The 24,743-nt window shown below is 66.5% G+C and carries 24 protein-coding genes and 3 tRNA genes; 15 read left to right on the forward strand and 12 right to left on the reverse strand.

The window, feature by feature from the left end:
• Window positions 1-2: 2 nt before the first annotated feature.
• Window positions 3-1,025 carry a tyrosine-type recombinase/integrase gene (locus tag AT699_RS09035; protein WP_024068271.1) on the reverse strand — a complete coding sequence of 341 codons (1,023 nt, stop codon included), beginning with the start codon at window positions 1,023-1,025 and terminating at the stop codon, window positions 3-5.
• 185 nt (window positions 1,026-1,210) lie between these two features.
• On the opposite strand from AT699_RS09035, the gene AT699_RS09040 reads away from it, so the two are divergent.
• The 4 genes from AT699_RS09040 to AT699_RS09055 all read left to right on the forward strand — a co-directional run bounded on the left by AT699_RS09040 (window position 1,211) and on the right by AT699_RS09055 (window position 4,365).
• A complete protein-coding gene (locus AT699_RS09040) occupies window positions 1,211-1,672 on the forward strand; it encodes a hypothetical protein (protein WP_006388484.1) in 462 nt (153 codons plus the stop codon).
• On the forward strand, window positions 1,662-2,192 hold the full coding sequence (locus AT699_RS09045; protein WP_024068272.1) for a hypothetical protein: 531 nt from the start codon (window positions 1,662-1,664) through the stop codon (window positions 2,190-2,192). The genes AT699_RS09040 and AT699_RS09045 overlap by 11 nt, the downstream gene beginning before the upstream one ends.
• Entirely contained in the window at window positions 2,173-2,445 is a 273-nt protein-coding gene (locus tag AT699_RS09050; protein ID WP_058207271.1) for a hypothetical protein, read from the forward strand. Before AT699_RS09045 ends, AT699_RS09050 begins: the two co-directional genes overlap by 20 nt.
• Before the next feature lie 342 nt (window positions 2,446-2,787).
• Window positions 2,788-4,365 carry a sensor domain-containing diguanylate cyclase gene (locus AT699_RS09055; RefSeq protein ID WP_006388487.1) on the forward strand — a complete coding sequence of 526 codons (1,578 nt, stop codon included), beginning with the start codon at window positions 2,788-2,790 and terminating at the stop codon, window positions 4,363-4,365.
• Between the two features lie 34 nt (window positions 4,366-4,399).
• Here AT699_RS09055 and AT699_RS09060 read toward each other — a convergent pair whose 3' ends face one another.
• Window positions 4,400-4,660, reverse strand: a complete 261-nt coding sequence (locus AT699_RS09060; protein ID WP_049050695.1) for a hypothetical protein — start codon at window positions 4,658-4,660, stop codon at window positions 4,400-4,402.
• A 171-nt stretch (window positions 4,661-4,831) separates the two neighbouring features.
• Here AT699_RS09060 and yddG point away from each other — a divergent pair, with 171 nt between their 5' ends.
• Window positions 4,832-5,740 (forward strand): aromatic amino acid DMT transporter YddG, encoded by a 909-nt coding sequence (yddG, locus tag AT699_RS09065; RefSeq protein WP_049050696.1) that lies wholly within the window; start codon window positions 4,832-4,834, stop codon window positions 5,738-5,740.
• 18 nt (window positions 5,741-5,758) lie between these two features.
• Here yddG and AT699_RS09070 read toward each other — a convergent pair whose 3' ends face one another.
• On the reverse strand, window positions 5,759-5,950 hold the full coding sequence (locus AT699_RS09070) for a hypothetical protein (RefSeq protein WP_006388489.1): 192 nt from the start codon (window positions 5,948-5,950) through the stop codon (window positions 5,759-5,761).
• A 247-nt stretch (window positions 5,951-6,197) separates the two neighbouring features.
• Here AT699_RS09070 and AT699_RS09075 point away from each other — a divergent pair, with 247 nt between their 5' ends.
• The 3 genes from AT699_RS09075 to AT699_RS09080 all read left to right on the forward strand — a co-directional run bounded on the left by AT699_RS09075 (window position 6,198) and on the right by AT699_RS09080 (window position 7,844).
• The gene (locus AT699_RS09075; RefSeq protein WP_024068275.1) at window positions 6,198-6,452 is read left to right on the forward strand and encodes a hypothetical protein; all 255 of its coding nucleotides are present in this window, start codon (window positions 6,198-6,200) and stop codon (window positions 6,450-6,452) included.
• Window positions 6,453-6,581: 129 nt separating this feature from the next.
• A complete protein-coding gene (locus AT699_RS30875; protein ID WP_006388491.1) occupies window positions 6,582-6,773 on the forward strand; it encodes a hypothetical protein in 192 nt (63 codons plus the stop codon).
• A 159-nt stretch (window positions 6,774-6,932) separates the two neighbouring features.
• The gene (locus AT699_RS09080) at window positions 6,933-7,844 is read left to right on the forward strand and encodes a hypothetical protein (protein ID WP_024068276.1); all 912 of its coding nucleotides are present in this window, start codon (window positions 6,933-6,935) and stop codon (window positions 7,842-7,844) included.
• A 180-nt stretch (window positions 7,845-8,024) separates the two neighbouring features.
• Here AT699_RS09080 and AT699_RS09085 read toward each other — a convergent pair.
• The 3 genes from AT699_RS09085 to egtD all read right to left on the reverse strand — a co-directional run bounded on the left by AT699_RS09085 (window position 8,025) and on the right by egtD (window position 10,572).
• Window positions 8,025-8,101 (reverse strand) — tRNA-Met (locus tag AT699_RS09085).
• Between the two features lie 139 nt (window positions 8,102-8,240).
• Window positions 8,241-9,557 (reverse strand): ergothioneine biosynthesis protein EgtB, encoded by a 1,317-nt coding sequence (gene egtB / locus AT699_RS09090; RefSeq protein ID WP_024068277.1) that lies wholly within the window; start codon window positions 9,555-9,557, stop codon window positions 8,241-8,243.
• 37 nt (window positions 9,558-9,594) lie between these two features.
• The gene (gene egtD / locus AT699_RS09095) at window positions 9,595-10,572 is read right to left on the reverse strand and encodes an L-histidine N(alpha)-methyltransferase (RefSeq protein ID WP_024068278.1); all 978 of its coding nucleotides are present in this window, start codon (window positions 10,570-10,572) and stop codon (window positions 9,595-9,597) included.
• A gap of 378 nt (window positions 10,573-10,950) precedes the next feature.
• Between egtD and AT699_RS09100 the strand changes: the two genes are divergently transcribed.
• Together AT699_RS09100 and AT699_RS09105 are read left to right on the forward strand one after the other, a co-directional pair.
• On the forward strand, window positions 10,951-11,283 hold the full coding sequence (locus AT699_RS09100; RefSeq protein WP_006388499.1) for an ElaB/YgaM/YqjD family protein: 333 nt from the start codon (window positions 10,951-10,953) through the stop codon (window positions 11,281-11,283).
• A gap of 98 nt (window positions 11,284-11,381) precedes the next feature.
• Window positions 11,382-12,761 carry a phospholipase D-like domain-containing protein gene (locus tag AT699_RS09105; protein WP_024068279.1) on the forward strand — a complete coding sequence of 460 codons (1,380 nt, stop codon included), beginning with the start codon at window positions 11,382-11,384 and terminating at the stop codon, window positions 12,759-12,761.
• A 31-nt stretch (window positions 12,762-12,792) separates the two neighbouring features.
• Here the strand turns inward: AT699_RS09105 and AT699_RS09110 are convergent, their stop codons facing one another.
• From AT699_RS09110 to AT699_RS09125, 4 genes are all read right to left on the reverse strand, one after another.
• Window positions 12,793-14,463, reverse strand: coding sequence for an FMN-binding glutamate synthase family protein (locus AT699_RS09110; RefSeq protein WP_024068280.1), 1,671 nt, complete (start codon window positions 14,461-14,463; stop codon window positions 12,793-12,795).
• Window positions 14,464-14,652: 189 nt separating this feature from the next.
• The gene (locus tag AT699_RS09115) at window positions 14,653-15,876 is read right to left on the reverse strand and encodes a YeeE/YedE family protein (protein WP_024068281.1); all 1,224 of its coding nucleotides are present in this window, start codon (window positions 15,874-15,876) and stop codon (window positions 14,653-14,655) included.
• Window positions 15,877-16,046: 170 nt separating this feature from the next.
• A complete protein-coding gene (locus AT699_RS09120) occupies window positions 16,047-16,991 on the reverse strand; it encodes an AEC family transporter (RefSeq protein ID WP_024068282.1) in 945 nt (314 codons plus the stop codon).
• 31 nt (window positions 16,992-17,022) lie between these two features.
• Window positions 17,023-17,931 (reverse strand): DMT family transporter, encoded by a 909-nt coding sequence (locus AT699_RS09125; RefSeq protein ID WP_054499394.1) that lies wholly within the window; start codon window positions 17,929-17,931, stop codon window positions 17,023-17,025.
• A 118-nt stretch (window positions 17,932-18,049) separates the two neighbouring features.
• On the opposite strand from AT699_RS09125, the gene AT699_RS09130 reads away from it, so the two are divergent.
• Window positions 18,050-18,493 carry a GNAT family N-acetyltransferase gene (locus AT699_RS09130; protein ID WP_006388505.1) on the forward strand — a complete coding sequence of 148 codons (444 nt, stop codon included), beginning with the start codon at window positions 18,050-18,052 and terminating at the stop codon, window positions 18,491-18,493.
• Between the two features lie 139 nt (window positions 18,494-18,632).
• Here the strand turns inward: AT699_RS09130 and AT699_RS09135 are convergent.
• Window positions 18,633-18,717, reverse strand: a tRNA-Leu gene (locus tag AT699_RS09135).
• A gap of 192 nt (window positions 18,718-18,909) precedes the next feature.
• On the opposite strand from AT699_RS09135, the gene AT699_RS09140 reads away from it, so the two are divergent.
• Complete coding sequence (locus AT699_RS09140) at window positions 18,910-19,521, forward strand: tRNA-uridine aminocarboxypropyltransferase (protein ID WP_053501430.1); 612 nt, start codon at window positions 18,910-18,912, stop codon at window positions 19,519-19,521.
• 277 nt (window positions 19,522-19,798) lie between these two features.
• Here the strand turns inward: AT699_RS09140 and AT699_RS09145 are convergent.
• Window positions 19,799-19,883 (reverse strand) — tRNA-Leu (locus tag AT699_RS09145).
• A 196-nt stretch (window positions 19,884-20,079) separates the two neighbouring features.
• On the opposite strand from AT699_RS09145, the gene rnr reads away from it, so the two are divergent.
• The 3 genes from rnr (at window position 20,080) to AT699_RS09160 (ending at window position 24,712) form a co-directional block, all read left to right on the forward strand.
• Window positions 20,080-22,545 carry a ribonuclease R gene (rnr, locus tag AT699_RS09150; protein ID WP_026384162.1) on the forward strand — a complete coding sequence of 822 codons (2,466 nt, stop codon included), beginning with the start codon at window positions 20,080-20,082 and terminating at the stop codon, window positions 22,543-22,545.
• Between the two features lie 133 nt (window positions 22,546-22,678).
• Complete coding sequence (gene rlmB, locus AT699_RS09155) at window positions 22,679-23,416, forward strand: 23S rRNA (guanosine(2251)-2'-O)-methyltransferase RlmB (protein WP_006388508.1); 738 nt, start codon at window positions 22,679-22,681, stop codon at window positions 23,414-23,416.
• Window positions 23,417-23,467: 51 nt separating this feature from the next.
• Window positions 23,468-24,712: a cystathionine gamma-synthase family protein gene (locus AT699_RS09160; RefSeq protein ID WP_024068286.1), complete on the forward strand. Its 1,245-nt coding sequence runs from the start codon at window positions 23,468-23,470 to the stop codon at window positions 24,710-24,712.
• Window positions 24,713-24,743: the final 31 nt, after the last annotated feature.

Below are 24,743 nucleotides of genomic sequence, written 5' to 3' on the forward strand. Positions count from 1 at the left end.
CGTCAGGCGGCCAGGGGCAACGTATCCAGCTCGATCTCGCGCTCGCGCCGCATTTCCTCGAGCTGGCGCCGGCCTAGCTGGCTGCGCGCCAGCTTCTGGGCCAGTTCGCGCCCATGCGGGTGGTAATAGCGCAGCAGCATGCGGGTGTCGACGTTGCCGTTGACCTTGGCCAATTCATGGATCTGGAACACGGTGGCAAGTTGCGACGTGCCTTCGTGTCGCAGATCATGGAATCGCAGGTCGCGGAAGTAGGCGGGATTGGGGCGCCGGCCATAGTGCCGGCACATGCCTTCGTATCGCGATCGGGCACGGCGACGGGCGCGAATGAATGCCCGGGTGACCGAGCCGGGTTGCATTGCGAAGATGCGACCTCGCATCGGTTTGCCTGTGACCCAGCGGCGCAGGGCCTCGCGGGCCCGGGGGGTAAGCGGAACATCGCGGGCCCGGCCATTTTTCGTGTGGGGCAGATGCACCACTCCGTGCATCAGATCCAGATGCTCGCGCTGGATCCCCACGACCTCGGACCGGCGCATGCCGGTTTCCTTGGCCACCGTCAGGATCGTGGGTAGCTCGGCCGAGCGGGTGGCGCGGATGATCCATTCCAGTTCTTTGCGCGGACAGTCGTCCTCCGACAGCCCGCGCAGGGTAATGCGGTCGAACAGACGCCGGTCTCGAGCGTCGTCCACAGCCGGACGTCGCACCAGCTGGACAGGATTGGCCAACTGGTCGAAACCCCAATCCTTTCGGATCACCGTATAGACGTGTGACAGGAAAGCCATGCGGCGCACCACGGTGGCCGGGGCACGATCCTTGAGCCATTCGTCGCGCAATTCCGTCAGGTCCGAGCTGCGGATGCGATCGACCGGGCGGATCGCCAGACGCGTGGCGCGCCAGATCCGCGCGATCGACTGTTCCGACGTATGGCCTTTCTTGGTTGCCGAGACCTCGAGGAGATAGCGGGCGAGCGCCTCGGCGAGGGTCGGAGCGGGCTTGCGGCGAGGTTGGCGGCGGGTCCAAGGTTTCATGGCAGGTCGGACTGAAAGGAAAGGGAAATAGACAGGGAAGATACCAGGACGCATGCAGGCAGCGCCTGCACCAAACGGACGACAGTGTCGCCCGCATTTCAATTTGTCCATCCGGTGCGCCATTGCGGCGCCCGTGATGTTCACGGGAGGCAGCAATGCGCACCGTCGACAGGAGCGGTGTAACCATGGAACCGGCATCTACAGGATTGGGCGGCTGGGCCGCCCTGAAAATCGCGCTGGCCTTCGGCATGCCGGCGGCGATGGCGGCCTTGATCGGCATGTTGCTGATGCCGCCGCGCACGCCGCGCGAATTCGTCGCGCGCACCGCTTGCACGGTGGTCAGTTCTTTTCTGTTCGGGCCGTTGCTGGCGATCGCCATGATTGCCTGGATGCCCGACATCATGTCGTCCGCCTATTGGATGGCGCAGCGCACCGGGCTGGGCGAGGACGGTCTTCTGGCCATGTTCTACGTCCTCGGCCCCTGCATGCTGCTGGCCGGCTTGCCGGCCTGGTGGGTGCTGGGCGCCTACCTGCGCCTGACCGCCAAGCTGCAGAACCAGGACCTGGTGGACTGGGCGGTGGAGATCCGGCGCAAGACGCTGGGCATGGATACCCAAACGGATAAGGAGGGCAGGCATGACGCTTGACCAGATCACGGATCACGCGCTGCGGCCGGCGATGGCATTACTGCCGGCGCGCATGGATACGGGCGAGGCGCGTTGCATGCTGCTGGCGATCGGCCTGCAGGAAAGCCGCTTCGTGCATCGGCGCCAGATCGGCGGACCGGCGCGCGGTTTCTGGCAGTTCGAGAGGGGCACGCCCGCCAGTCGCGGCGGTGTGTGGGGCGTGTTCCTGCACGCGGCGAGCAGGGATTGGCTGACCGCGCTGTGCCGGGCGCGCGGCGTGGCCGCCGATCCGGACGCGATCCACGCCGCGCTCGAGCATGACGACGTGCTGGCGGCGGGCGTCGCCCGGTTGCTGCTCTGGACCGATCCGAAGGCGCTGCCGCCGGTCGGCGAGACGAATGCGGCGTGGGCGCTGTATCTGCGCACCTGGCGGCCGGGCAAGCCCAAGCCTGACAGTTGGCCCGCCCTGTATCAGCAGGCCGTTGCGGCCGTCCGGGCGCGGGTAGACAGGAGCGCGACGCATGTTGCAGCAATGGATTAAGCGGGGCCTCGGCTTGATGGCGGCAGTGCTGGCGGGCCTGGCCGCCGTCGCCGGGGTTTATTGGCGGGGGCGGGCCATGGGCCGGGCGCAGGAACGCTCGGACAGTGCGGCCCGCCTCCAGGAGCGGGCGGGCCAGGCCCGCCAGGAGGCCAGGGATGTGCAGGATAAAGTGGCTCGCAGCGATGACGATGCCGTGGCTGATCGCCTCAAGTCTGGGTGGGTGCGCGCCGCTTCCCCCGAGGACCGGGATTGAGTATTGCGAGCATGCACGGCCGGTATATTTCAATTCCGCCGCCGAGGTCGACGCCACGCCGCCGAACATCCGCCGGCAGGTGCTCGAGCATAATGAAATGGTGGCTCGGCTTTGTTTTTGAGGTAAATTGGGGACGCGGATTTTTCATCGTCGGGAACCTGATTCCTGGCGCCGGCAGGCGATGAATGAGTATGCCGCGGTCTGGTTCTGCAATGATTTCTGGTTTTTCGCCAACCCGCGCCCGAGGCGCGGTTGGCTTTTCCAGGAGAGGCGCAATGGGTCAGAGAATGCAGTATCGGCAAACGTGTTGTCCCGCGCGGTGGCGCGGCCGGGAAAAACAACATGGCTGATGGCGAAAGCCTGGCCGTCGCGCGGGTCCGTTCCAAGCACCGGTATTCGATGCGCACCGGCCTGCTTGGGCTGGTGGTCGCCTGTATCGCGCCGGCGCTGGTGGTGGCCTCGATCGCCGTCTACGAAAGCTATCTGATCCAGAAAGAGCGGATTTTTCGCGACACGATTTTCCTGGCGCGCAACCTCACTGCCATCCTCGATCGCGAAATGACCGGGGTCGAGGCCGGCTTGCAGATGCTGGCATCATCGCCAGACCTGCTCAGTGGCGACATGGCCGGATTTCACCAGCGCGCCCGCGAAGCCATCAAGTTCCAGGTCATCGACAGTTATGTCCTGACGGACAGGTCCGGTCGCCAGCTCGTCAATACCCTGGTGCCCTATGGCACCGAACTGCCGCCATCGGGCGTGGCGCAAGAGCTGGCGCGGGTTTTCCGCGCGCGCGAACCGGTGTTGAGCGGCTTGTTCACCAGCGCCGTCGGCCGCAGTCCGACCATTGCGCTGGGTGTCCCCGTGGTGCGCGGCGATGACGTCATCTACAGCCTCAACGTGGGCCTGTCGCCCGAGCGCATCGGCAATGTGCTGGGACGTCGCGGACTGCCGGACGGCTGGGTGGCGGCGGTGCTGGACAAAAGCGGCACCATCATCGCGCGTACCCGCGACATGGAGCGCTTCGTCGGGCAGAAGGCGGTGCCGGCATTGGCGCACGCCGTGCAGATGGAAAACGAGGGCTCGCTGGAAACCATCACCAAGGAAGGCACCCCGGTCTATACCGCGTTCAGCCGATCCAGCCTGACCGGTTGGACGGTCGCGGCCGGCGCGCCGATGACGTTGGTGACGACCGATCTGTATCGTTCCATCGCCTGGCTGGTGCTGGGCACGCTGGTAACCTTCGGGCTGGGGCTGTGGCTGGCCCTGCGGCTGGCCAACCGCCTGACCTCGGCGGTGCAGGGCCTGGTCGGACCGGCTCTGGCGCTGGGTGAAGGCCGCAGCGTCGAGTTGCCCGGCACGCGCGTCAAGGAGGCCGCCGAGGTCGGCGCGGCCTTGCTGCAGGCGTCGCGCATGCTGGCGCACGCGCAACACCTGGCGCACTACGATCCGTTGACGGGGCTGTGCAACCGGGTACTGTTCGGCGAACTGGTGCTGCGTGAGCTGGCCGTGGCGCAGCGCAGCGGCGAGTCGTTCGCCATCCTGGCGATCGACCTGGACGGCTTCAAGGCGGTCAATGACCGGCATGGGCATGCCGCGGGCGACACCGTGCTGAAAGAGGCGGCAGACCGCATGGCCCGTGCCATCCGGGTGTCGGACGTGGCGGCGCGGCAAGGTGGCGATGAGTTCGCCGTGCTGCTGCTGGGGGCCGGGGGCGACGACGCCACGGGAGTCGCCGAAGCCCTGGTCGAAAGCCTGTCGCAGCCGTATCCCAATATCCAGGTGGCGGTTTCCGCCAGCATAGGCATCGCGGTCTATCCGCAGTCCGGCGTCACCATGCTGCAATTGCTGGAGCGGGCCGATGTCGCCTTGTACCGGGCCAAGGGCCTGGGCAAGCGGCGCGTGGCCTTTGACGGCCCCTGACTCCGCCATGCTGCCTTCCCCGTGCCTTCCTGCTTCAAGGCGGATCGAGGGCAGGGGGGCGGCGGGGCGCGGGGGTGAGGGCAGTCAGCACCTCGCCTGAATGCAGCCGGTAGCGCCGCTCGTCCAGTGCGATGACACGCTCTCCCTCCGATGTCCTGAGGACGTAGCGGAAGCTCATGTCGCCTGGGGCGGGCCCGTCCTGCCGTTCCGTCTGCGTGAACACTTCGATCCGATAAAGTCGGCCTGATGCCGTTGTGGCGAGCACATCGGTCAGCCTGCGTACTGAGATGGTCATGCGGCCTGATCTCCCTCTTGTCGGTGGTTGCACTGATCCGCCGCGCGCCGGCATTCCTTGCCGGCATGCCGATGTCGCCGCGGCTGTTTTCCTGTTTCGCTACACTGCGTCGTTCTGGCGCGCGTTGCCCGGCGCGGCGCCTGGATGGACCTCGGGCAATCGGAAAAAGTAATGCAATTTGCTCCCAGCCGGAACACGGCGACCTTTCTTGGGCTGATGGCCGTGGTGCTCTGGGGCACCGTGGTCGGCCTGATCCGCAGCGTCAGCGAGAGTTTTGGGCCGATCGGCGGCGCGGCCCTGATCTATACGGTAGGTTCGGTGTTTCTCGTCCTGCTGCTGGGGTTTCCCCGTCTGCGGTCGTTCCCACGCTCCTATCTGGTCAGCGGCAGCATTCTGTTCGTCGCCTACGAAATCTGCCTGTCGCTTTCGCTGGGTTTCGCCGCCAATCGCGGCCAGGCCATCGAACTGGGCATCGTCAATTACCTGTGGCCGTGCTTTACCGTCGTCCTGGCGATACTGATCAACGGCCAGCGTGCCAGCGCCTGGGTCGTTCCCGGCATCGCTTTGTCGCTGTGCGGCATTGTCTGGGTGGTGGGCGGCGACGGCGGCATTTCCTGGGACCGGCTGGTCGCCAACATTTCCAGCAATCCCCTCAGCTACGGGCTGGCGTTCAGCGGGGCCATCATATGGGCCGTTTATTGCAACGTGACAAAACGCTATGCCGACGGCAAGAACGGTGTGGCATTGTTTTTCATGCTGACTGCGATCGTACTGTGGATTAAATACGGCATGAGCGCGGAACCCGCGCTGGCCTTCGGCGGCGGCGCCACGCTGGAACTGTGCGTGACGGCGGGTGCCATGGCCGCGGGCTACGCGCTCTGGAACCTGGGGATCCTGAACGGCAACCTGACCTTGCTGGCCACGGCGTCATATTTCACGCCGGTGCTGTCGACATTTTTCGCGGCCATATGGCTATCCACCCGCCTGACGCTGACCTTCTGGCAGGGGGTAGCGATGGTCACCGCCGGTTCGTTGATTTGTTGGGCGGCGACGCGAGGCAGATCGGCCCGGGGAAGTTAGCCCCCGGGCGTGGAAGGCTCAATCCAGAACCATGGTTTGCGCCACCGCGTAACCGAGCGGAATGAGCAAAAGGGAAGCGAACAGGGAACTGACAATCGCCGCCGATATCTTCAGCCAGGGTTCGGACCCCGCGCTTTGAATCGTCTGAATCACCAACGCGACGATACCCACAACCATCAGACAGCTGATAACCACTGCTACGTAAGTCATGTTGTCTCCGTCTTCGCCTGATTAAAGGGATGCGGCGCCGCTATCGCGGTCTAGTACGTTTGATCTGATTGTGCGCCTGGTTTCGAGGGGATGGCGCTAGGGTTTTCCAGGTTCCGGCCAATGATGTGGCATTTTCGCCGCGCAGCTTGCAGCATTGAAACGGTGTGCATTGCAGCATTTTTCGGCGCTCGAGTCGCCCGCGCTTTGCGCTACGATGAAGGCCTTGAGTCCTCTTCGAGATCGCCAGATGCCGCAACGACTGCGCCCGGGCACGCGTGCCACCTTGCAGGTCAGGCAATTGATGCCGGGTGAATTCGCCTGGATCATCACGCTGCTGGAACCGGAAACCGGCAATGTGCGCAGCACCAATTATTCCGAGCGGCGTTATGCCAGCCAGGATGAGGCCTCCGCCGCCGGCAAGGCAGCCGTGGTGGAATTCCTCGGCCGGGACGCCTCTGACAGCATGGAAGCGCCCCGCGACGGCAAGACTGGCCGGGGTTGATCTCCGAGGCACCGCCGGCAGCTCTCCCACGCAAAACCCTCGTTCGAGGGTTTTTTTGCGTCCGCCGGACGGGCATGGCGCTTGCTGGCGGATCGGCTGGCGCGCTTGGCGCCGTCGAGGAGAACTGCCATGTCCCCATCCCTTCACCGTCCACCGGGCGCGCCCGACGACGTTCCACCCGATGACCCGCCGCTGCCCGGCGATCCCTCGCCGGAGGATCCGCGACCGGATCCGAATCACGCGCCCGATGATCCTGGCGCGCCCGGCATAACGCCGCCCGCGCCCGATCCGCGCGCGCCCGGCACGATCGACCTGGCCTGAGCGCCGGGATTCCATTCATTTCAAGGAGGTCTGCATGCGTTCCATCCTGCTATGGCTGCTGGGGGTGCCCATTCCCATCATCATCCTGCTGGCGCTGTTCTGGCACTGATCGCCGTTTCGACTCCGCGCCGCGCCGCGCACTATGAACAAGGAACAACCATGGAAAATGCAAATACGGCCAACCGCCCCTACGAGGGCATCATGCATGCGCGCGAATCGGCAATATCCGCCGTGTCGTGGGCGGCGGTCTTCGCCGGCGCCGTGATCGCCGCCGCCTTGTCGCTGGCGTTGTTCGCTGGCGGCACCGGGCTGGGCTTTCTGTCTGTTTCACCCTGGAGCGGCGAAGGCATGTCCGCGCCGGCGGTGGGCATAGGCGTGATCGCCTGGATGCTGTTCACCCAGATCGTGGCCTATGGCGTGGGCGGCTACGTCGCCGGCCGGCTGCGCACCAAGTGGGCCGACGTGCACGGCGACGAGATCTACTTCCGCGATACCGCGCATGGCTTTCTGACCTGGGCATTGAGCGCCGTGGTCAGCGCGGCGCTGCTGGGCTCCGCCATCGCCACGTTGGCCTCGGGCGCGGCCAGGGCCGGCGCCTCGGTGGCCGCCGGGGCGGGCACCGCCATCACCGCGACCGCGGCCGTGGGTGCCGGCGCTGGCGGCGTGGACCGGGCCGGCGATTATTTCACCGACGTGCTGCTGCGTTCCGAACGTCCCGACGCCACTGGCGACCGCGCCGCGGCCAGGGCCGAAGTGGGCCGTATCGTGGCCATGAGCCTGGCGCGTGGCGAGATGACGGCCGCGGATCGCGACTATGTCTCCAAGGTGATCGCGGCGCAAGCGCAGATCGATCCCGCGGCGGCGCAGCAACGCGTGGAGCAGACCATCCAGAACGCCAGGAAAGCCGCTGATGACGCCAAGCAGAAAGCCCGCGAGGCGGCCGACCAGGCGCGCAAGGCGGCTGCGGCGTTCGCGTTGTGGGGTTTCGCTTCGATGTTGATCGGCGCGTTCGTCGCGAGCCTGTGCGCCACCTGGGGCGGACGCCGCCGCGATATGCTGGTCAAACTGTAGCTGCGGGGGGAGCCAGGATTTGGGGCGGCCAACATTGGTTGGCCAGGAAGGGTTGATCAAAGCGGGTTGATCAAGGCCCGTCGGTTAAAACCAAAACACCCACCCAAACACCCGCCCAAAACACAAAAACACAAAAACAAAAAGGCCCGCAATTGCTTGCGGGCCTTGCTTTGAATTCTTTGGTGGCGCATCCCTGATTCGAACAGGGGACCTGCGGATTATGATTCCGTCGCTCTAACCGGCTGAGCTAATGCGCCACGTCTTTATTGCTACGTCTTCATTGCTGCTGGCTCGCTATTAAAAGAGAGCAGGGCAACGAAGAACGAAATTCTAGCACGGAATTTTTTGGGAATGCAACCAGGCGGGGATTTTTTTCTACATCCGCCCGGCCGCGCCTCAGGCATCGCGTGCCAGCCGGATCCCCGAGAACTGCCAGCGCGCCTCGGGCGGGAAGAAATTGCGGTAGCTGGGACGGATATGGCCCCGCGGCGTGGCGCAGGAGCCGCCGCGCAACACGTACTGATTGCACATGAATTTGCCGTTGTATTCCCCCACCGCTCCGCTGTCGGGCTTGAAACCGGGGTAGGCATCATAGGCGCTGGCGGTCCATTCCCAGGCATCGCCGAACAACTGGACCGGTCCGCTGGCGCCGAGCCGCGCGGGGGCCGGCCGCGGATCCAGGTGGCCGTTCTCCAGCAGGTTGGCGCGGGCCGACCAGGCCTCGTCGGGCAGTTGGCGCGCCGCATGCTCCCATTCCGCTTCACGCGGCAGGCGTACCCGGGCCCAGCGGGCGTAGGCATCGGCTTCGAAATAGCTGATGTGGGTGACCGGCGCCTGCAGCTCCAGTTCCTGCAGGCCACGCAAGGTAAAGATGCGCCAGTCGTCGCGCTGGCCTTCCCAATACAGCGGCGCGCGCCATCCTTCGGCACAGACACGTTCCCAGCCGAGCGACAGCCACAACTCGGGGCGTTTGTAGCCGCCGTCGCGAATGAAGGCCAGGTACTCGTGCTGGGTCACGAGCCGGTCGGCCAGATGAAACGGCGTCAGCAGCACCTCGTGCGCGGGGCCTTCGTTGTCGAAGCCGAAGCCGCGTCCATCATGGCCGATGCGGACCACGCCGCCGTTGTATCGGGTCCAGCCGGCCGGCGTGCCCGGCGGCAGCGCCGGCGATCCGCCGGCCACGTAGGCAGGCTTGAGCGGATTGGCGGAAAGCATGTGCTTCAGATCCGTCAGGATCAGTTCCTGGTGCTGCTGCTCGTGGTTCAAGCCCAGCTCGAGCAACGCGTCGAACGCCGGGTCGTTGCCGCCGAGCCGCGATATCAACGCATGCATGGCCTCGTCCACATGCTGGCGATACCGTATCACGTCCGCCAACGGCGGCCGTGACAGCAGGCCGCGCTGGGGACGCGGATGCTTGGCGCCGATGGCGTTGTAGTAGGAGTTGAACAGCATCCGGTACTGGGGATGGAAGACCGCGGTCGGCGGATGGAAATGGGTCAGCAGGAAGGTTTCGAAGAACCAGGTGGTATGCGCCAGGTGCCACTTGACCGGGCTGCAGTCGGGCATGGATTGCACCTGGCAGTCTTCCGGGCTGAGCGGCGCGGCCAGCGCCGTGGTGGTGGCGCGCACGGCGTCGTACCGGTCGTGCTGGCCGGCCTGGCCGGCGGCGTAGGGGCCGTTGGCGGGATGGGTCAGCAGGCAGGCGGGTTCCATGGCGATCCTCCAGTGGCGGGTTTGGGGGGGCGCCGCATCAGGCGCGGGCGCTGAAAACCGAAAACCAGCCGCGGGCGTCCGACCAGTGCTCGGTGCTGTGATAGCCCGCGTCCTGCAGCAGGCGGGTGAATGCCGGTGGGCTGAACTTGTAGGAGTTCTCTGTGTGGATGCGTTCGCCCGCGGCGAAGTGACGCTCGCCGCCGGGCCAGCTGACGGTGGTTGCCCGACGCGCCTCCAGGTGCATTTCGATGCGCGAACGGTCGCTGTTGAACAGCGCCACGTGGCGCCAGTCATCGACATTGAAATCCGTGCCCAGCACGCTATTGACGTGGCGCAGCAGATTCAGGTTGAAGGCCGCGGTCAGGTGCAGGGCGTCGTCGTAGGCCGGTTCCAGGACCTGCCTGGGCTTGACGCGATCGACACCCACCAGCAGTCCGCCGCCGGCGCATTGGCCATGGATCCGTCGCAGCATGGCGAGCGCCGCCTCCGGGTCGAGATTGCCGATGCTGGAGCCGGGATAGAAGAACAGGCGCTGCTCCGTGGCGATGTCGGCCGGCAGCGCCAGTGCCTGGGAGAAGTCCAGGCCGATCGGCGTGATGCGCAATTCGGGATACGACAGCCGCAGCCGGCGCACCGCCGATTGCAGGTAGTCGGCGGAAATGTCGATCGGGACGTAGTGTCGAGGGCGCAGGCTGGCAAACAGGCGCTCCGCCTTGGCACAGTCGCCCGCGCCCAGGTCGATCATGGCCTGGACCGGGCCGATGTGGCGGGCGATGTCCGCGCCATGGCGTTCGAAGATCTCGGCTTCGCAGCGGGTCGGGTAGTACTCCGGCAACTGCGTGATGGCGGTGAACAACGACGAGCCGAGCGCATCGTAGAGGAACTTGGGGTCGATATGGGCGGGGCGATCGCGCAATCCCGCGTGCAGTTCGCGCTGCTCGGCGCCGGCGGGTTGCGGTTGCGGCGCCAGGAATCGCGGCGCGGCGTCGGCAAGAAGTGCGGAAGGAGAGACCATGCGTTCAGTTCCTTTTTGAGGCGGGTGAAGCGCATTGCAAAGGCTTATTGTGGCCGCCAGAGGGGTTCTGGTGTCAAGTCTAAGCCCCTGAAATGCAATGGACTTTTACGAAATTGGGCGCGCACCCGGAGGGCTGCCATGCCGGCCGGCGGCCAATGGCGTTGCGTACGGTTCCCTCCAGGCGCAAGCTCCTCAGCAAGCGCCGCGCCACTGAAATATCGGTTAACGGCTGGTTGCGAAAGCTCGGGCGCAGCGCGGCGGGAATGGCCACAATGGTTCCATGGCCCGGCGCAGCAGCATGCCCAACCTGGTCCGGCGCCATGCCGGGCAGGCGGCCAGCCGGGAAGCTCAACGATCGACAAGCAATAAGGAGCGACTATGAATCGAAAGAACCAACGCGCCGAAATGGCCCTGCACCGCGACCGCGTGAGCGACAGCCTGCACGAACTGCTTGCCGGCACCGAAGACCTGTTGCGTTCCACGGCCTCGTATACCGGCTCCGAAATCGAAGCGGCGCGCACGCGCCTGAAGCGTCAACTGGCCGAGGCGCGTGAATCCGCTGGCGATTGGGAAGGCGCAGCCCGGGAGCGGGCGCGCCGGGCCAAGGCCTACGCCGATGAATACGTGCACGAAAATGCATGGAAGTCGGTCGGCGTGGCGACGCTGGTGGGCGTGCTGCTGGGTTGCTGCCTGCTGGCCAACCGGCGCTGAGCCGCGATGCCATGAGGCCGCCTGCGGCGCCGTCGCCGGGCAGGTCCGGCCCGGCCGTCCCTGGGCGCGGGTGGTGCCGGTGGGCGCGAGCGTGGGCGTTGGCATGTTGCGCCGCGCTGCTGGCCGCCTGCGCCAGCGTGCCCGACGCCCAGGAACGCGCGGCGCGCAAGGCGCAAGCGGGCCTGTCCACCGATGCGGCGCAGGACAGCTATCGCCGCGGCCAGGCCATCGCGGCGGATCCGCGCAATGCCAACCGTGATTTCCTGGCCCGGCACCTCGCGGTCGAAGAGGCCGTCAGCGGCGCGCCCCTGACGGCCGGCAATCGCGTGCGCCTGTTGGCCGATGGCCCCGGCACTTACCAGGCCATGCTGCGCTCGATCGCGCAGGCGCGACATTACGTGCACATGGAGACGTATATCTTCGACGACGACGCGCAAGGCGCGCGCTTCGCCGAAGCCCTGATCGCGGCGCGCAACCGCGGCGCCGACGTGGCGCTGATGGTGGATGCCGTGGGCACCATCAAGACGCCGGATGCCTTGTTCCAGCGCCTGCGCGACGCGGGCGTGCAGGTCGCGGTGTTCAATCCGGTGAGCCCCGTCAACGGCAGCCGGGCCGGCTGGTCTCCGAACCAGCGCAATCATCGCAAGATCCTGGTGGTCGATGGCAAGGTGGGTTATCTCGGAGGGATCAACGTCAGCGACGTGTACGCATCTTCGCCGGCCAGCGGGAGTGGCGGCTCCGGGGGCGTGGGCAGTGGCGCCGATGCCCGGCGCGCCGACGCCCGTGCCGCGCCCTGGCGCGATACGCACCTGCGTATCGAGGGTCCGGCCGTGGCGCAATTGGAAGCCGTGATCCGCGACGGCTGGCAATCACAGGCCAAGGAACCGCTGCGGGGCGGCGGCGAGGCGATCGCGCCGCCGTCGGGATCGACGCGGGTGCGGATCCTGGCCAACCAGCCCGATCGCAGCGATGGCTACACCGTCTATCTGACGTTGATGTCCGCATTCGAGAGCGCGCAGCAATCCATCCACATCACCATGGCGTACTTCGTGCCGGACCCGGCCTTTGTCGACGCGCTGGCCGCGGCCGCGCAACGCGGCGTGGACGTGGTGCTGGTGCTGCCCGGCTTCAGCGACTCCTCGCTGGTGTTCAACGCCGGCCGTTCGCACTACGGCAAATTGTTGGATGCCGGCGTGAAGCTCTACGAGCGGCGCGACGCGTTGCTGCACGCCAAGACCGCGGTGGTCGACGGTGTCTGGTCCACGGTCGGGTCGAGCAACATGGACTGGCGCAGCTTCGCCTTGAACTACGAGGTCAACGCGGTGGTGCTGGGGCCGGAGTTTGCCGCCGAGATGGAGGCCCTGTTCCAGCGCGATGTTGCCGAGTCGGTGCGCATCACGCCCGAGGCCTGGCGGGCCCGGGGCGTGGATGACCGCTTCATGGAATTCTTTTCACGGATGTTCGAGCGCTGGCTCTAGCGCCGCCGCGCCGTGCGGCGTTGCGCGCGATTCAGGCCGTCGCGGGATGGGGCGGATGCGCCATGGCGTGTTCCTGCGCCAGCGCGGTGCTGATGTCGTGGGTCGGCTGGAACGAATCGGCGCGCGCCATCGACCAGCCGGTACGGAACACCTGGTGGCGGAACTCGCCGCGCAGCAGTTCGCCGGGTGCCAGTTCGGGGAACAGCGCCGACAGCAGCCGGATCTCGCTGGACGAAATGCGGCGGGCGATGTGGTGCGGGCGCAATTGGCCGGGATGGGTCAGGCCGGCGGCGGCCAGCAGTTCGGCCAACGCGTGCAGCGTGTTCTTGTGGAAGTTGGCGACGCGCTCGGCCTTGTCCGGCACCACCAGGGCGCGCTGGCGCAGCGGATCCTGGGTGGTGACGCCGGTGGGGCACTTGCCGGTGTGGCAGGCCTGGGCCTGGATGCAGCCAATGGCGAACATGAAGCCGCGCGCGGCGTTGCACCAGTCCGCGCCCATGGCCATGACGCGGGCCATGTCGAACGCGGTGATGATCTTGCCCGAGGCGCCCAGCTTGATGCGGTCGCGCAGGTTCACGCCAATGAGGGTGTTGTGCACCAGGCGCAGCGCTTCGCGCAGCGGGGTGCCGACATGGTCGACGAACTCAACCGGCGCGGCGCCGGTGCCGCCTTCGGCGCCATCGACCACGATGAAGTCCGGCGTGATGCCGGTTTCCAGCATGGCCTTGACGATCGCGAACCATTCCCACGGGTGGCCGACGCAGAACTTGAAGCCCACCGGTTTGCCGCCGGACAGCTCGCGCAGGCGGGCGACGAACTTCATCAGGCCGATGGGCGTATCGAAGGCCGAATGGCTGGCCGGCGAGTTGCAGTCCTGCCAGGGCGCCACGCCGCGCGCTTCGGCGATTTCCGGCGTGACCTTGCCGGCCGGCAGGATGCCGCCGTGGCCCGGCTTGGCGCCCTGCGACAGCTTGATCTCGATCATCTTCACCTGTGGCGTACAGGCGTTCCTGACGAAGGCTTCCTCGGAAAAGGCGCCGTGTTCGTCGCGGCAGCCGAAATAGCCCGAGCCGATGTTCCACACCAGGCTGCCGCCCGGCTGGCGGTGGTAGCGGCTGATGCCGCCTTCGCCCGTGTCATGCGCAAAGTTGCCTTGCCGCGCGCCTTCGTTCAGCGCCAGCACCGCGTTGGCCGACAGGGCGCCAAAGCTCATGGCAGACACGTTGAAGGCGGACATTGCGTACGGTTGTGCGCAGTCCGGGCCGCCCACGGTCACGCGGAAATCGGTGTCGCCGATATGGGTGGGCGACATGGAATGGTTGATCCACTCGTAGCGATCGCCGTAGACGTCTTCCTGGGTGCCGAAGGGGCGCTTGTCGATCTCGCGCTTGGCGCGCTGGTACACGATGGAGCGTTGCGCGCGCGAGAACGGCGAGGCCTGGGTGTCGTCTTCCAGGAAGTACTGGCGGATCTCGGGGCGGATGAATTCGAACAGGAAGCGCAGGTTGCCCAGCACCGGATAGTTGCGGCGGATGGCGTGGCGCGTCTGGATCAGGTCGTACACGCCCAGCAGGCTCAACAGCACCAGCGGCACGGCGGCCCACAGCCACCAGTACGAATCCGTGAACACCAGGATGGTGGTCGCGGCCGCGGCCACCAGGGTCAAGATAAAGGCCGTGTAGCGGCCGGCAATCCATTGCATGTCCATCTCCGTATTGCGGAATGCAGCAACCATACACCAGGGCGGCTGTAAAACCGGTAAACGGGTCGTGCGGCCCGGCAGCCGCCACGGGCCGGCGTGGGGACGTGGAAACGGCGCCAGTGCTGGCTCTGCGGGCCGCGGACGTAAAAAAGCCCCCTGGTCAGGGGGCCGTTGCTGGAACAGTGTTTCTCAGCAGCTGGATGCCGCGGGCGTCTTTTCGACCGCCAGACCGAACAGCGGGCGCAGGCGCACGCCCAGGGCGCTGCCGGCAAATGCCGCCGGCAGCCACAGCCAGGCGTGCAGGCTGCCCGACAGAATGCCGCTGAAGTAGGCGCCGATGTTGCAGCCGAAAGCCAGGCGCGCGCCGTAGCCCAGCAGCAGGCCGCCGATGACGGCGCCGGCCAGCGAGCGCGCGGGCACCTTCCAGACCGGCGCGAACTTGCCGGCGGCGCTGGCCGCGGCCAGCGCGCCCAGCATCAGGCCGATGTCCATCACCGTGGTCACGTCCTGGCGCAGCGGCGCGCCCAGCGCGGCCTGCTTGCTCCAGTAGGCCCAGGTGGCCACGTCGCCGCCCATCGCGTCCAGCGCCTTGGCGCCCCACAGCGCGAACGCCGAGGTGATGCCCCAGGGGCGGCCGGCCAGCGCCAGCGTGGCGAAGTTCAGCGCCACCAGCGCCACGCCGCCCCAGATCAGCGGCCAGGGCCCCTGCAACAGCGACGTCGGGCGCGCGGTGCGCGAGGCGAACGAGATCACATGGCCGTGGCGGCGTTTTTCCAGCTTGGTGGCGACCCAGGCGATCAGCGCGAACACCGCCAGGTTGGCGATGATGGCGGGCGCCAGGCCCCAGGTCTTGATGAGCGAGGTGGGCGCCAGCGCGGGCAGGGTCGACCACCAGCCGAATTGGGCGGTGGCGATGACCGAACCGACGATGAAGAACAGCAGCGTGACCAGCATGCGGGTATTGCCGCCGCCCACCGCGAACAGCGTGCCCGAGGCGCAACCGCCGCCCAGCTGCATGCCGATGCCGAACAGGAACGCGCCCAGCAGCACCGATACGCCCGGCGGCGAGACCAGGCCGTTGACCGGCTGGCCGAACAGCGAGCCTTGCGCCAGGAATGGGAAGAACAGCAATACGCCGAGGGCCAGCATGAACATCTGCGCGCGCAGCCCGGCGCCGCGGCGGTCCGACACGAACACGCGCCAGGCCTGGGTGAAGCCGAACGACGCGTGGTACAGCGCCACGCCCAGCAGCGCGCCGACGATCCACAGCGCGCCCTGGCGCCAGCTCACGGTCTGGTTCAGGTACAGGGCGCCTGCCAGCAGCAGCAGCAGCGCGATCCAGAGCGGCTTGCGGTTGATCTGGATCGGCGGCAGCGCCGAGGGCAGGGGCAGGGTGGAGGCGTTGGTGCTCATGGTCGAGTCCGGGGGGATCGGTAAGGTGAAATCCGGCGAAGGAAAAGCAAACGGGCGCGTCGCCGCACCCGTCATCGTGGTGTCCAGTCTAAAGCGCGTCGAACATTTCTCAAAGAATCAATTTGCGCTTTCTTAATAACTAATGGTTATATTCTGGCCTGCGCTGGCCATCACATGATCGGGTTGGCACTGATCCACGCCACCAGCAGGCTCACGGTCACGACCGACAGCACGGTCGACACCAGGATGGCGCGGGACGTCACGCGCGCGTCGCGGCCATACATCTGCGCCAGCATGAAGGGGCCGGTGCCGATCGGCAAGGCGCTCATCAGCACCGCCGTCCAGGCCCACAGCGGCGGCATGGAAAACACCTGGAACGCCAGCAGCGCGGTCACGGCCGGCTGCAGCAGCAGTTTGCCGGCCACCAGCCGCAGCACGCCGGGACCGGAGCTGGCCGATTCGGTCTGGGCCAGGAACAGGCCGATGGTCACCAGCGCGCACGGGCTGGCCGACGCGCCCAGCAGCGACACGTAGCGATCCAGCCCCTCGGGCAGCGCCAGCCCGGTGCCGGCCCACGCCAGGCCCAGCATGGGCGCGGCCAGCAGTGGATTGCGCATCAGCGCGCGGCCTACCTTGGCGAGCGTGGCGGCCAGGCTCGGCGCCTGCTGGCGGTCGAACTCGATCAGGGCGATGGCGCAGCCGAACAGCACGCTGGCCGTCAGCAGCGTGCTGAAGGCCGCGGGCGCCAGGCTTTCGGCGCCGAACAGCGCCAGGCACAGCGGGATGCCCATATAGCCGGCGTTGGCATAGGCGGCGGCCAGTCCCTCGATGCCGCGGTCGGTCAATCCGCGCGGTCCACGCTTGCGCGGCAGGAACGCCAGCAGGAAGGTGACGGCGATGCCGCCGGCAAAGGCGCCGACGAAACCCCAATGCGCCATGTGCGCCAGGTCTACCTGGGTCATGGCGCGAAACAGCAGCGCCGGCAGCGACAGGTAGACCACGTAGCGGTTCAGGGCGTCGGTGGCGGCCGGCCCCAGGATGCGCCAGCGCGCCGCCAGCCATCCGGTCAGGATCAGCGCAAAGACCGGCAGGGCGGCGGTGATGACGGCATTCATGGCGGCGGGAGAAATGGGCGCGAAAGGGCGCTCATTCTACTTGCCGCGCCGTCGTCGGGGTGCGCGCCGAGCGCGTCACCAGCAGGATGCCGAGCGCCGCGAGCACCATGCCGGGCCAGGCCAGCGGCGGGATCGGCTCGTCCAGCACCAGCAGCGCGATGACCGCGGTCGATGGCGGCACCAGGAAGAACAGCGCCGATACGCGCGATGCCTCGCCATGGCGCAGCATGGCCAGCAACAGGGAGATCGCGACCAGCGAATTGCCCACCACCAGGTAGGCCAGCGAGCCCAGCAAGGGCGGGGTCCAGTCGATGTGCATCGGTTCCAGCCAGAATGCCAGCGGCGCCGTGACCGCCAGCCCCACGGCGTATTGCACCGTGTTGGACGTGACGGGGTGGGTCTGCACACCGAAGCGCTTTTCATACAGCGTGCCGCTGGTGATGCAGAGCAGGGCGGCCACGGCGAACACCAGCCCGAGCGTCGAGGCCAGGTCGACCGAGGCCTTGGCAACGATGACCAGCGCCGCGCCGGAAACGCCCAGTCCCAGCCCGGCCCAGCGCCGCGCGTCGACGCGTTCGTGGGCGATCACCGGCGCCAGCAGACCGATCAGGATGGGCTGCAGCGACGTGATCAACGCCAGCCCGCCGGCGGACATGCCCTGCTTGAGCGACAGATAGGTGAAACAGAAATAGCCCGCCTGCAGCAGCAGGCCGACCATGGCCAGGTGGCCCCAGGCGCTCGCGCCTTGCGGCAGCGGCGGGCGCAACGCCAGCAGGAACGGCGCCAGCAGCGCCACCACACAGGCATAGCGCAGCGCCAGGAACGTCATCGGGTCGGCATAGGCCAGGCCCACTTTCAGCACGACAAAGCCGCTGGACCACAGCAGCAGGAAAAGCGCGGGCGCGAATTTCAACCAGGCGGGCGTTGCGGCTTGCGGCATGATGGCGATCAGCTGCGGGAATGGGCCAGCCGCGATGGTACGCCTGTTTCGCCGATGCGCCATCCCTGCGAAAATGTCGACAGTGGATTCATATTCAGCAGTGGCGCGAGGGAAAAAAATGGCCAACCAACAAAAGTCGACGGTACGTATCACCCTGGGAACCTGGGATCGCCTGCGCGACGACGCGTCGTCGGTGCGCTACGACGTGTTCGTGGTCGAGCAGAACGTGCCGCCCGAAGTCGAGATGGATGACGACGATGCGGTCTCGGTGCACGCCGTGGCCTATGCCGCCGACGGCACGCCGCTGGGCACCGGCCGTCTGCTGCCCGACGGCCACATCGGCCGCATGGCCGTGCACAAGCGCGCACGCGGCCTGGGCGTGGGCGGCCAGTTGCTCGACGCCCTGATCGGGCAGGGCCATGGCGATGGCCACCGCATGCTGGTGCTGCATGCGCAGACCCACGCCAAGGGCTTCTACGAGGCCCATGGTTTCCAGGTGGAAGGCGAGGAGTTCATGGAAGCCGGCATCGCGCACGTCGTCATGACGCGGGTGCTGGCCTAGGCGCTTGCGAACGAGCGAACGATCGGCCGGCTGTCTAGGCCGGCCCGATCATTCGGGCCGCAAAAGAAAAAACCCCGGACGCTTTCGCGAACGGGGTTTTTCTTGGCGCATCACGACAGGTACCTCGTGATGTAATAATTGGTGCCCAGGAGAGGACTCGAACCTCCACACCTTGCGGCACATGGACCTGAACCATGCGCGTCTACCAATTCCGCCACCTGGGCGCTGATGTCTTACCTTCCGCGTCGCTTTCCAGTTTGCGTTCCATCTTTCGACTTCTTGCTACCGGCTGCGTTTCGTTTCGTGTTCAACAGCAGAGGAACGAGATTATGCATACTTTTTTGGAAGTGTGCAAGTCATGCAGCATTTTTTTCACTTTTTTTTCGATGCGGCCGGCTTGGCTATAGTGTCGCCCCATGTCACGCCCTGTTTGCCTGCGCTGTAAGCGCCCCGAATCCCATTGCCTGTGCGCCCTGATCCCGGCGCTGCTCCCGCGAACCCGTGTGGTGGTGTTGCAGCATCCGAGCGAGGCGCGCCATGCGCTGAACACAGCGCGGCTTGCGGTGTTGGGGCTGGATGGCGCGCGGCGCCTGGTGGGCGAACGCTTTCAGCATGAGCAGTGGGCCGAGCCTGGCTATGCGCCCTGCGTGCTGTTTCCCGGCGAGGGCGCGGAGGTATTGATTCCGGGGTGCGCCGCCGCGACGGGCGCGCCGGTGCAATTGATTGTGCCCGATGGCACCTGGACTCATGCGCGCAAGCTGCTGCACATCAATCCGCAACTGGCCGCGTTGCCGCGCGTGATGCTGCCGGCCGGTCTGACGTCGCGCTACCGGGTGCGGCACGCGGACATTCCGGGTGCGCTGTCCACCATCGAGGCGGTGACGCACGCGCTCAATGCGCTGGAGGCGCCACGTAATTTCGATGAACTGCTGCGGCCGTTCGAGGCCTTGATCGATGGCCAGATCGCGGGGATGGGGGCGGACCTGTATGCGCGCCATCATCTGAATCGCAAGGTGCCTTGGCGCTGAAGGTTGTTCGATCGAGCAATACTGTCCGGGGGGGGCTAACGTTGGGGTGGGGCGTCACCATCCTTGTGATGGCCTTTGAATCTGGTCGCGGATGGGTCGGCACAGGGCAATTGATGCCGTGCAAAGCAGTTCACGCCAGACCATTCACGCAGCTCAAAGCAAAAACCCCGAAAATCTCACGATTTCCGGGGTTTTCAACTTTTTTGCCAATGCTGTCTGTTTGATTTCACGGCGATGTTTTTCATCGCAAACCCAAACAGCCTCAGCTGAAATTCCGTGGTGCCCAGGAGAGGACTCGAACCTCCACACCTTGCGGCACATGGACCTGAACCATGCGCGTCTACCAATTCCGCCACCTGGGCACTGAGACATTCCAGTCAGAACTTTGTGATACGCTGCCACTTCGATTGCATGAGGTTTTTATTCCCATGTATTTAAAGCGCATGTATTCAAAGCGTAATTGCAAAATCACTCTACAATCCGTCTGACCATTTCTGCTTCAGTGTTCAGCCTTGGGCGAACCACAGAAGCTGCGCATTATATACGGAAAAATTAGCTTTGGCAAAACGATCGAATAACGAATCGAACAACAGATCCACTCCGTTGCCGGAAGCGCCGCCAGACTTCGATCCCGATGTCCCGTCCCGTGAAGCCATTCTGAAGGCGCTGCGATCCGCGGGGGCGCCGCTGTCTCCGGTGGAGTTGGCCGAGCGCATGGGCGTGGAGCGTCCGGCGACGATGGTGGGATTCGAACGCCGCCTGGGCGCGATGGAGCGCGATGGCCAATTGATGCCCAATCGCAAGGGCGTGCTGCTGCTGGCCACCAAGCTGGACTTCGTGGCGGGCAAGGTGCTGGGCCACCGCGACGGTTTCGGCTTCCTGCTGCGCGATGATGGCGGGCCGGACCTGTTCCTGTCGCCGCGCGAAATGCTCAAGGTGCTGCATGGCGACCGCGTGCTGGTCAAGCCGTCGGGCGAATACCGCGGCAAGCCGGAAGGCACCATCGTCGAAGTCATCGAGCGCCGCACCAACAAGCTGGTGGGCCGTTTCCTGCACGAGCACGGCCTGTCCATCGTGGTGCCGGAAGACCAGCGCATCAAGCACGACATCCTGATCCCGCCCAGCGACACCAACGGCGCCCAGCATGGGCAGGTGGTGGCGGTCGAGATCATGGAGCAGCCCACCCGCCACACGCAGCCGCTGGGCCGTGTGTCCGAAGTGTTGGGCGAGATCGACGATCCCGGCATGGAAATCGAGATCGCGGTGCGCAAGTTCGACGTGCCCGTCGAATTCTCCGAGGCCGCGCGCAAGCAGGCCGCCCGCCTGCCGGACGTGGTCCGCAAGAGTGACCTGAAAGACCGCGTCGACCTGCGCGACGTGCCGCTCATCACCATCGACGGCGAAGACGCGCGCGATTTCGACGATGCCGTCTACTGCGAGGCGGTGGAACTGGGCACCGGCCAGCGCAAGCGGCCGGGCTGGCGCCTGCTGGTGGCGATTGCCGACGTCAGCCACTACGTGCGGCCCGGCGACGCGCTGGACGACGACGCGCTCGAGCGCGGCACCAGCGTGTATTTCCCGCGCCGGGTCATTCCGATGCTGCCCGAGTCGCTGTCCAATGGCCTGTGCTCGCTGAATCCGGACGTCGACCGCCTGGTGCTGGTGTGCGACATGGTGATTCCGGCCTCGGGCGCCAAGGCCGGCACGGTCACCGCCTACCAGTTCTACAACGCGGTGATGCACTCGCATGCCCGCACCACCTACACCAATATCTGGGCGGCGCTGCAGCAGCCCGGCGGCCCGGCGGCCCATGCCATGCGCGCCGTCATGCCGCAGGTGCAGAGCCTGTATGAACTGTTCCACCTGCTGTCTCAGAGCCGCAAGAAGCGCGGCGCGATCGATTTCGACACGGTCGAGACCAAGATCGTCTGCAACGAGCTGGGGCGCATCGAGCAGATCGTGCCGTCGGTGCGCAACGATGCCCACAAGCTGATCGAGGAATGCATGCTGGCCGCCAACACCTGCGCGGCCGACTTCATGACGCGCAGCAAGCATCCCGGCCTGTACCGCATCCATGAAGGCCCGACGCCCGAGCGCCTGCAATCGCTGCGCGAGTTCCTGCGCACCATGGGCCTGTCGCTGGGCGGGGGCGATACGCCCACGGCCAAGGACTACGGCGATTTCCTCGATTCCGTGCGCGGTCGTCCCGACTACCAGCTGCTCCAGACCATGTGCCTGCGCTCGATGCAGCAGGCCATCTACAGTCCGGACAACCTGGGTCACTTCGGTCTGTCGTATCCCGGCTACAGCCACTTCACCTCGCCCATCCGGCGCTATCCGGACCTGCTGACGCACCGCGTCATCAAGGCCCTGCTGGCGGGGCAGCGCTACGTGCCCAGCCTGGACGACCAGCCGGTCGTCATCGGCCGCACCCAGCGCGAGCATGAGCACGCCATCTGGGAAAAGATGGGCCTGGTGCTGTCGGCCAGCGAGCGCCGCGCCGACGAGGCCTCGCGCGACGTCGAGGCCTGGCTCAAGTGCTGGTTCGTCAAGGAGCGCGTGGGCGAGGACTTCAGCGGCACCGTCACCGGCGTGGCCAGCTTCGGCATCTTCGTCACGCTGGATACGCTGCACGTCGAAGGGCTGGTGCACGTGTCCGAGCTGGGCGGCGAGTACTTCCAGTTCAACGATGCGCTGCACGAGCTGCGCGGCGAACGCACCGGTATGCGCTACCGCCTGACCGACAAGGTCCAGGTGCAGGTCTCGCGCGTGGACCTGGAGGCGCGCCGCATCGAGTTCCGCCTGGTGCAGGGCACCAGCTTCGATGCCTTGCGCAAGGCGTCCGCGCGTGGTCCCGACGAGGGTCCGCGCCGCGTGAAGAAGGCGGCGGCGCCCAAGCCGGCCGCGCTCAAGGGCCAGACCGCCAAGGAGCGGCGCGCCGAGGCCAAGAAGGCCGGCAAGCCGTCCAAGGTCGCCCAGCAGCGCGCCGCGCCTGCCAAGAAGGCCACGCGCAAACGCCACTGACAGGGCGCCGCCCGGGTTTCGGCCCGGGCGGGCGGCCGCCCCATAAGGGGTAACATTGCGCCTATGGCCGGCCTGTCCGGCGGCCCGCTCCGTTCCGGGGCGGGCATTCGTTTCTCTAAAGGTATTTGCATTTATGGCGTCGACCCAAGTCCTTGCCGGGTTTCACGCGGTTGTCGCGCGGCTGCGCCACGCGCCCGAGTCGATCAAGGAAATCTACGTAGAAGCGTCGCGCCGCGACAAGCGCATGCAGACGTTCATCGAGCAGGCCGAGAGGGCCGGCTGTCGCCTGCATCCGGTCGCCATGGAGCGCCTGGACGGCCTGGCGCGCGGCACCCGTCACCAGGGCGTGGTGGCGCTGGCCGACGAGCGCCAGCTGGCGGTGGACGTGGACGAAGTGCTCGACGTGATCGAGGGCCCGCCGCTGCTGCTGATCCTGGATGGCGTGACCGATCCGCACAACCTGGGCGCCTGCCTGCGCACGGCCGATGCCGCGGGCGTGCACGCCGTGATCGCCCCGCGCGACCGCGCGGTGGGCCTGAACAGCACCGTGCAGCGCGTGGCCTGCGGCGCAGCCGACACCGTGCCGTACCTGATGGTCACCAACCTGGCGCGCACCATGCGCAGCCTGAAGGACCGCGGCGTATGGCTGGTCGGCACCGACGACCAGGCGACCGACAGCATGCACCGGATCGACGCGCGCCAGCCGATGGCCTGGGTCATGGGCGCCGAAGGCGAGGGCATGCGCCGCCTGACGCGCGAGACCTGCGACCAACTGGTCAACATTCCCATGCTGGGTTCGGTCGAGAGCTTGAACGTCAGCGTGGCCAGCGCGGTGTGCCTGTATGAAACCGTGCGCCAGCGCCAGGCCTGAGCCGGCCATGCCTTCCTTTTCGTAGACCCTTTCTCTTTCGCGTCGCCCATCATGCACCAGAACGGCTTTACCACCACGATCCTCCATTCCGACCGCCAGCAATCCGTCGAGCACGGAGCGGTGCACAAGCCGATGCATCCTTCGTCGGAATTCGCCTACGCCGATGCGCGCGAACTGGCCGCCGTCTTCCAGGGCAAGGCGGGCTTCACCTATGCCCGCCAGGGCACGCCGACCACCACGGCGCTGGAAGCCAAGGTGAACCACATGGAGGCGGGCAAGGGTACGGTGAGCTTCGCCACCGGCATGGCCGCGCTGGCCGCCATCTTCACCACGCTGCTGCGCCGTGGCGACCATCTGGTGTCGAGCCAGTACGTGTTCGGCAACACCAACAGCCTGCTGGGCACGCTGCTGGAGCTGGGCGTGGAGATCACCTTCGTCGATGCCACCGACTCGGCGCAGGTGCGCGCGGCGATCCAGCCCAACACCCGCATGGTGTTCACCGAGACCATCGCCAACCCCGGCACCCAGGTCGCCGACCTCGCGGTGATCGGCGAGATCTGCCGCGAGAAAGGGCTGGTCTACGTCGTGGACAACACGCTGACCTCGCCGTGGATGTTCCGGCCGGCGACGGTGGGCGCGTCGCTGGTGATGAACTCGCTGTCCAAGTACATCGGCGGCCACGGCAATGCGCTGGGCGGCGCCGTCACCGACACGGGCCTGTATGACTGGGCCGATTATTCGAACATCTACGATGCCTATCGCAAGGGGCCGTCCACCGGCTGGGGGCTGACCCAGATCAAGAAGAAGGGCCTGCGCGACATGGGCGGCACGCTGGCGGCCGAGCCCGCGCACCGCATTGCGGTGGGCGCCGAGACGCTGGCGCTGCGCATGGCCAAGCATTGCTCCAATGCGCTGGCGCTGGCGCGCTTTCTGGAAGAGCACCGCGGCGTGGCCAAGGTGCATTACCCCGGCCTGGCCAGCCATCCGCAGCACGCGCGCGCCGCGGCGCTGTTCGGTTCGCGCTTCGGCGGGCTGCTGGGCGTGGAACTGGCCGACGGCGTGGACTGCTTCGATTTCCTGAACCGCCTGCGCATCGTGCTGATGGCGACGCACCTGGGCGACACGCGCAGCCTGGCGCTGCCCGCCGCGCACACCATCTATTACGAGATGGGCGCCGAGCGTCGCAAGCAGATGGGTATCGCCGACAGCCTGATCCGGGTATCGGTGGGCATCGAGGATGAGACCGATCTGCTATTTGACTTCGATCAGGCGCTCAACGGCTGCCTGCAGGGATAATTCACGGGGCATGGCGCGCGGCAGGGCCCCG

Origin of the sequence: Achromobacter xylosoxidans, from assembly GCF_001457475.1 — a bacterium.
GTDB classification, from domain to species: domain Bacteria; phylum Pseudomonadota; class Gammaproteobacteria; order Burkholderiales; family Burkholderiaceae_B; genus Achromobacter; species Achromobacter xylosoxidans.

Excerpts from the sequence above, each read along its gene's own strand:
- AT699_RS09035 (WP_024068271.1), bottom strand. The coding sequence starts at position 1,025 with ATGAAACCTTGGACCCGCCGCCAACCTCGCCGCAAGCCCGCTCCGACC.
- AT699_RS09040 (WP_006388484.1), top strand. The coding sequence starts at position 1,211 with ATGGAACCGGCATCTACAGGATTGGGCGGCTGGGCCGCCCTGAAAATC.
- AT699_RS09045 (WP_024068272.1), top strand. The coding sequence starts at position 1,662 with ATGACGCTTGACCAGATCACGGATCACGCGCTGCGGCCGGCGATGGCA.
- AT699_RS09050 (WP_058207271.1), top strand. The coding sequence starts at position 2,173 with ATGTTGCAGCAATGGATTAAGCGGGGCCTCGGCTTGATGGCGGCAGTG.
- AT699_RS09055 (WP_006388487.1), top strand. The coding sequence starts at position 2,788 with ATGGCTGATGGCGAAAGCCTGGCCGTCGCGCGGGTCCGTTCCAAGCAC.
- AT699_RS09060 (WP_049050695.1), bottom strand. The coding sequence starts at position 4,660 with ATGACCATCTCAGTACGCAGGCTGACCGATGTGCTCGCCACAACGGCA.
- yddG (WP_049050696.1), top strand. The coding sequence starts at position 4,832 with ATGCAATTTGCTCCCAGCCGGAACACGGCGACCTTTCTTGGGCTGATG.
- AT699_RS09070 (WP_006388489.1), bottom strand. The coding sequence starts at position 5,950 with ATGACTTACGTAGCAGTGGTTATCAGCTGTCTGATGGTTGTGGGTATC.
- AT699_RS09075 (WP_024068275.1), top strand. The coding sequence starts at position 6,198 with ATGCCGCAACGACTGCGCCCGGGCACGCGTGCCACCTTGCAGGTCAGG.
- AT699_RS30875 (WP_006388491.1), top strand. The coding sequence starts at position 6,582 with ATGTCCCCATCCCTTCACCGTCCACCGGGCGCGCCCGACGACGTTCCA.
- AT699_RS09080 (WP_024068276.1), top strand. The coding sequence starts at position 6,933 with ATGGAAAATGCAAATACGGCCAACCGCCCCTACGAGGGCATCATGCAT.
- egtB (WP_024068277.1), bottom strand. The coding sequence starts at position 9,557 with ATGGAACCCGCCTGCCTGCTGACCCATCCCGCCAACGGCCCCTACGCC.
- egtD (WP_024068278.1), bottom strand. The coding sequence starts at position 10,572 with ATGGTCTCTCCTTCCGCACTTCTTGCCGACGCCGCGCCGCGATTCCTG.
- AT699_RS09100 (WP_006388499.1), top strand. The coding sequence starts at position 10,951 with ATGAATCGAAAGAACCAACGCGCCGAAATGGCCCTGCACCGCGACCGC.
- AT699_RS09110 (WP_024068280.1), bottom strand. The coding sequence starts at position 14,463 with ATGCAATGGATTGCCGGCCGCTACACGGCCTTTATCTTGACCCTGGTG.
- AT699_RS09115 (WP_024068281.1), bottom strand. The coding sequence starts at position 15,876 with ATGAGCACCAACGCCTCCACCCTGCCCCTGCCCTCGGCGCTGCCGCCG.
- AT699_RS09120 (WP_024068282.1), bottom strand. The coding sequence starts at position 16,991 with ATGAATGCCGTCATCACCGCCGCCCTGCCGGTCTTTGCGCTGATCCTG.
- AT699_RS09125 (WP_054499394.1), bottom strand. The coding sequence starts at position 17,931 with ATGCCGCAAGCCGCAACGCCCGCCTGGTTGAAATTCGCGCCCGCGCTT.
- AT699_RS09130 (WP_006388505.1), top strand. The coding sequence starts at position 18,050 with ATGGCCAACCAACAAAAGTCGACGGTACGTATCACCCTGGGAACCTGG.
- AT699_RS09140 (WP_053501430.1), top strand. The coding sequence starts at position 18,910 with ATGTCACGCCCTGTTTGCCTGCGCTGTAAGCGCCCCGAATCCCATTGC.
- rlmB (WP_006388508.1), top strand. The coding sequence starts at position 22,679 with ATGGCGTCGACCCAAGTCCTTGCCGGGTTTCACGCGGTTGTCGCGCGG.
- AT699_RS09160 (WP_024068286.1), top strand. The coding sequence starts at position 23,468 with ATGCACCAGAACGGCTTTACCACCACGATCCTCCATTCCGACCGCCAG.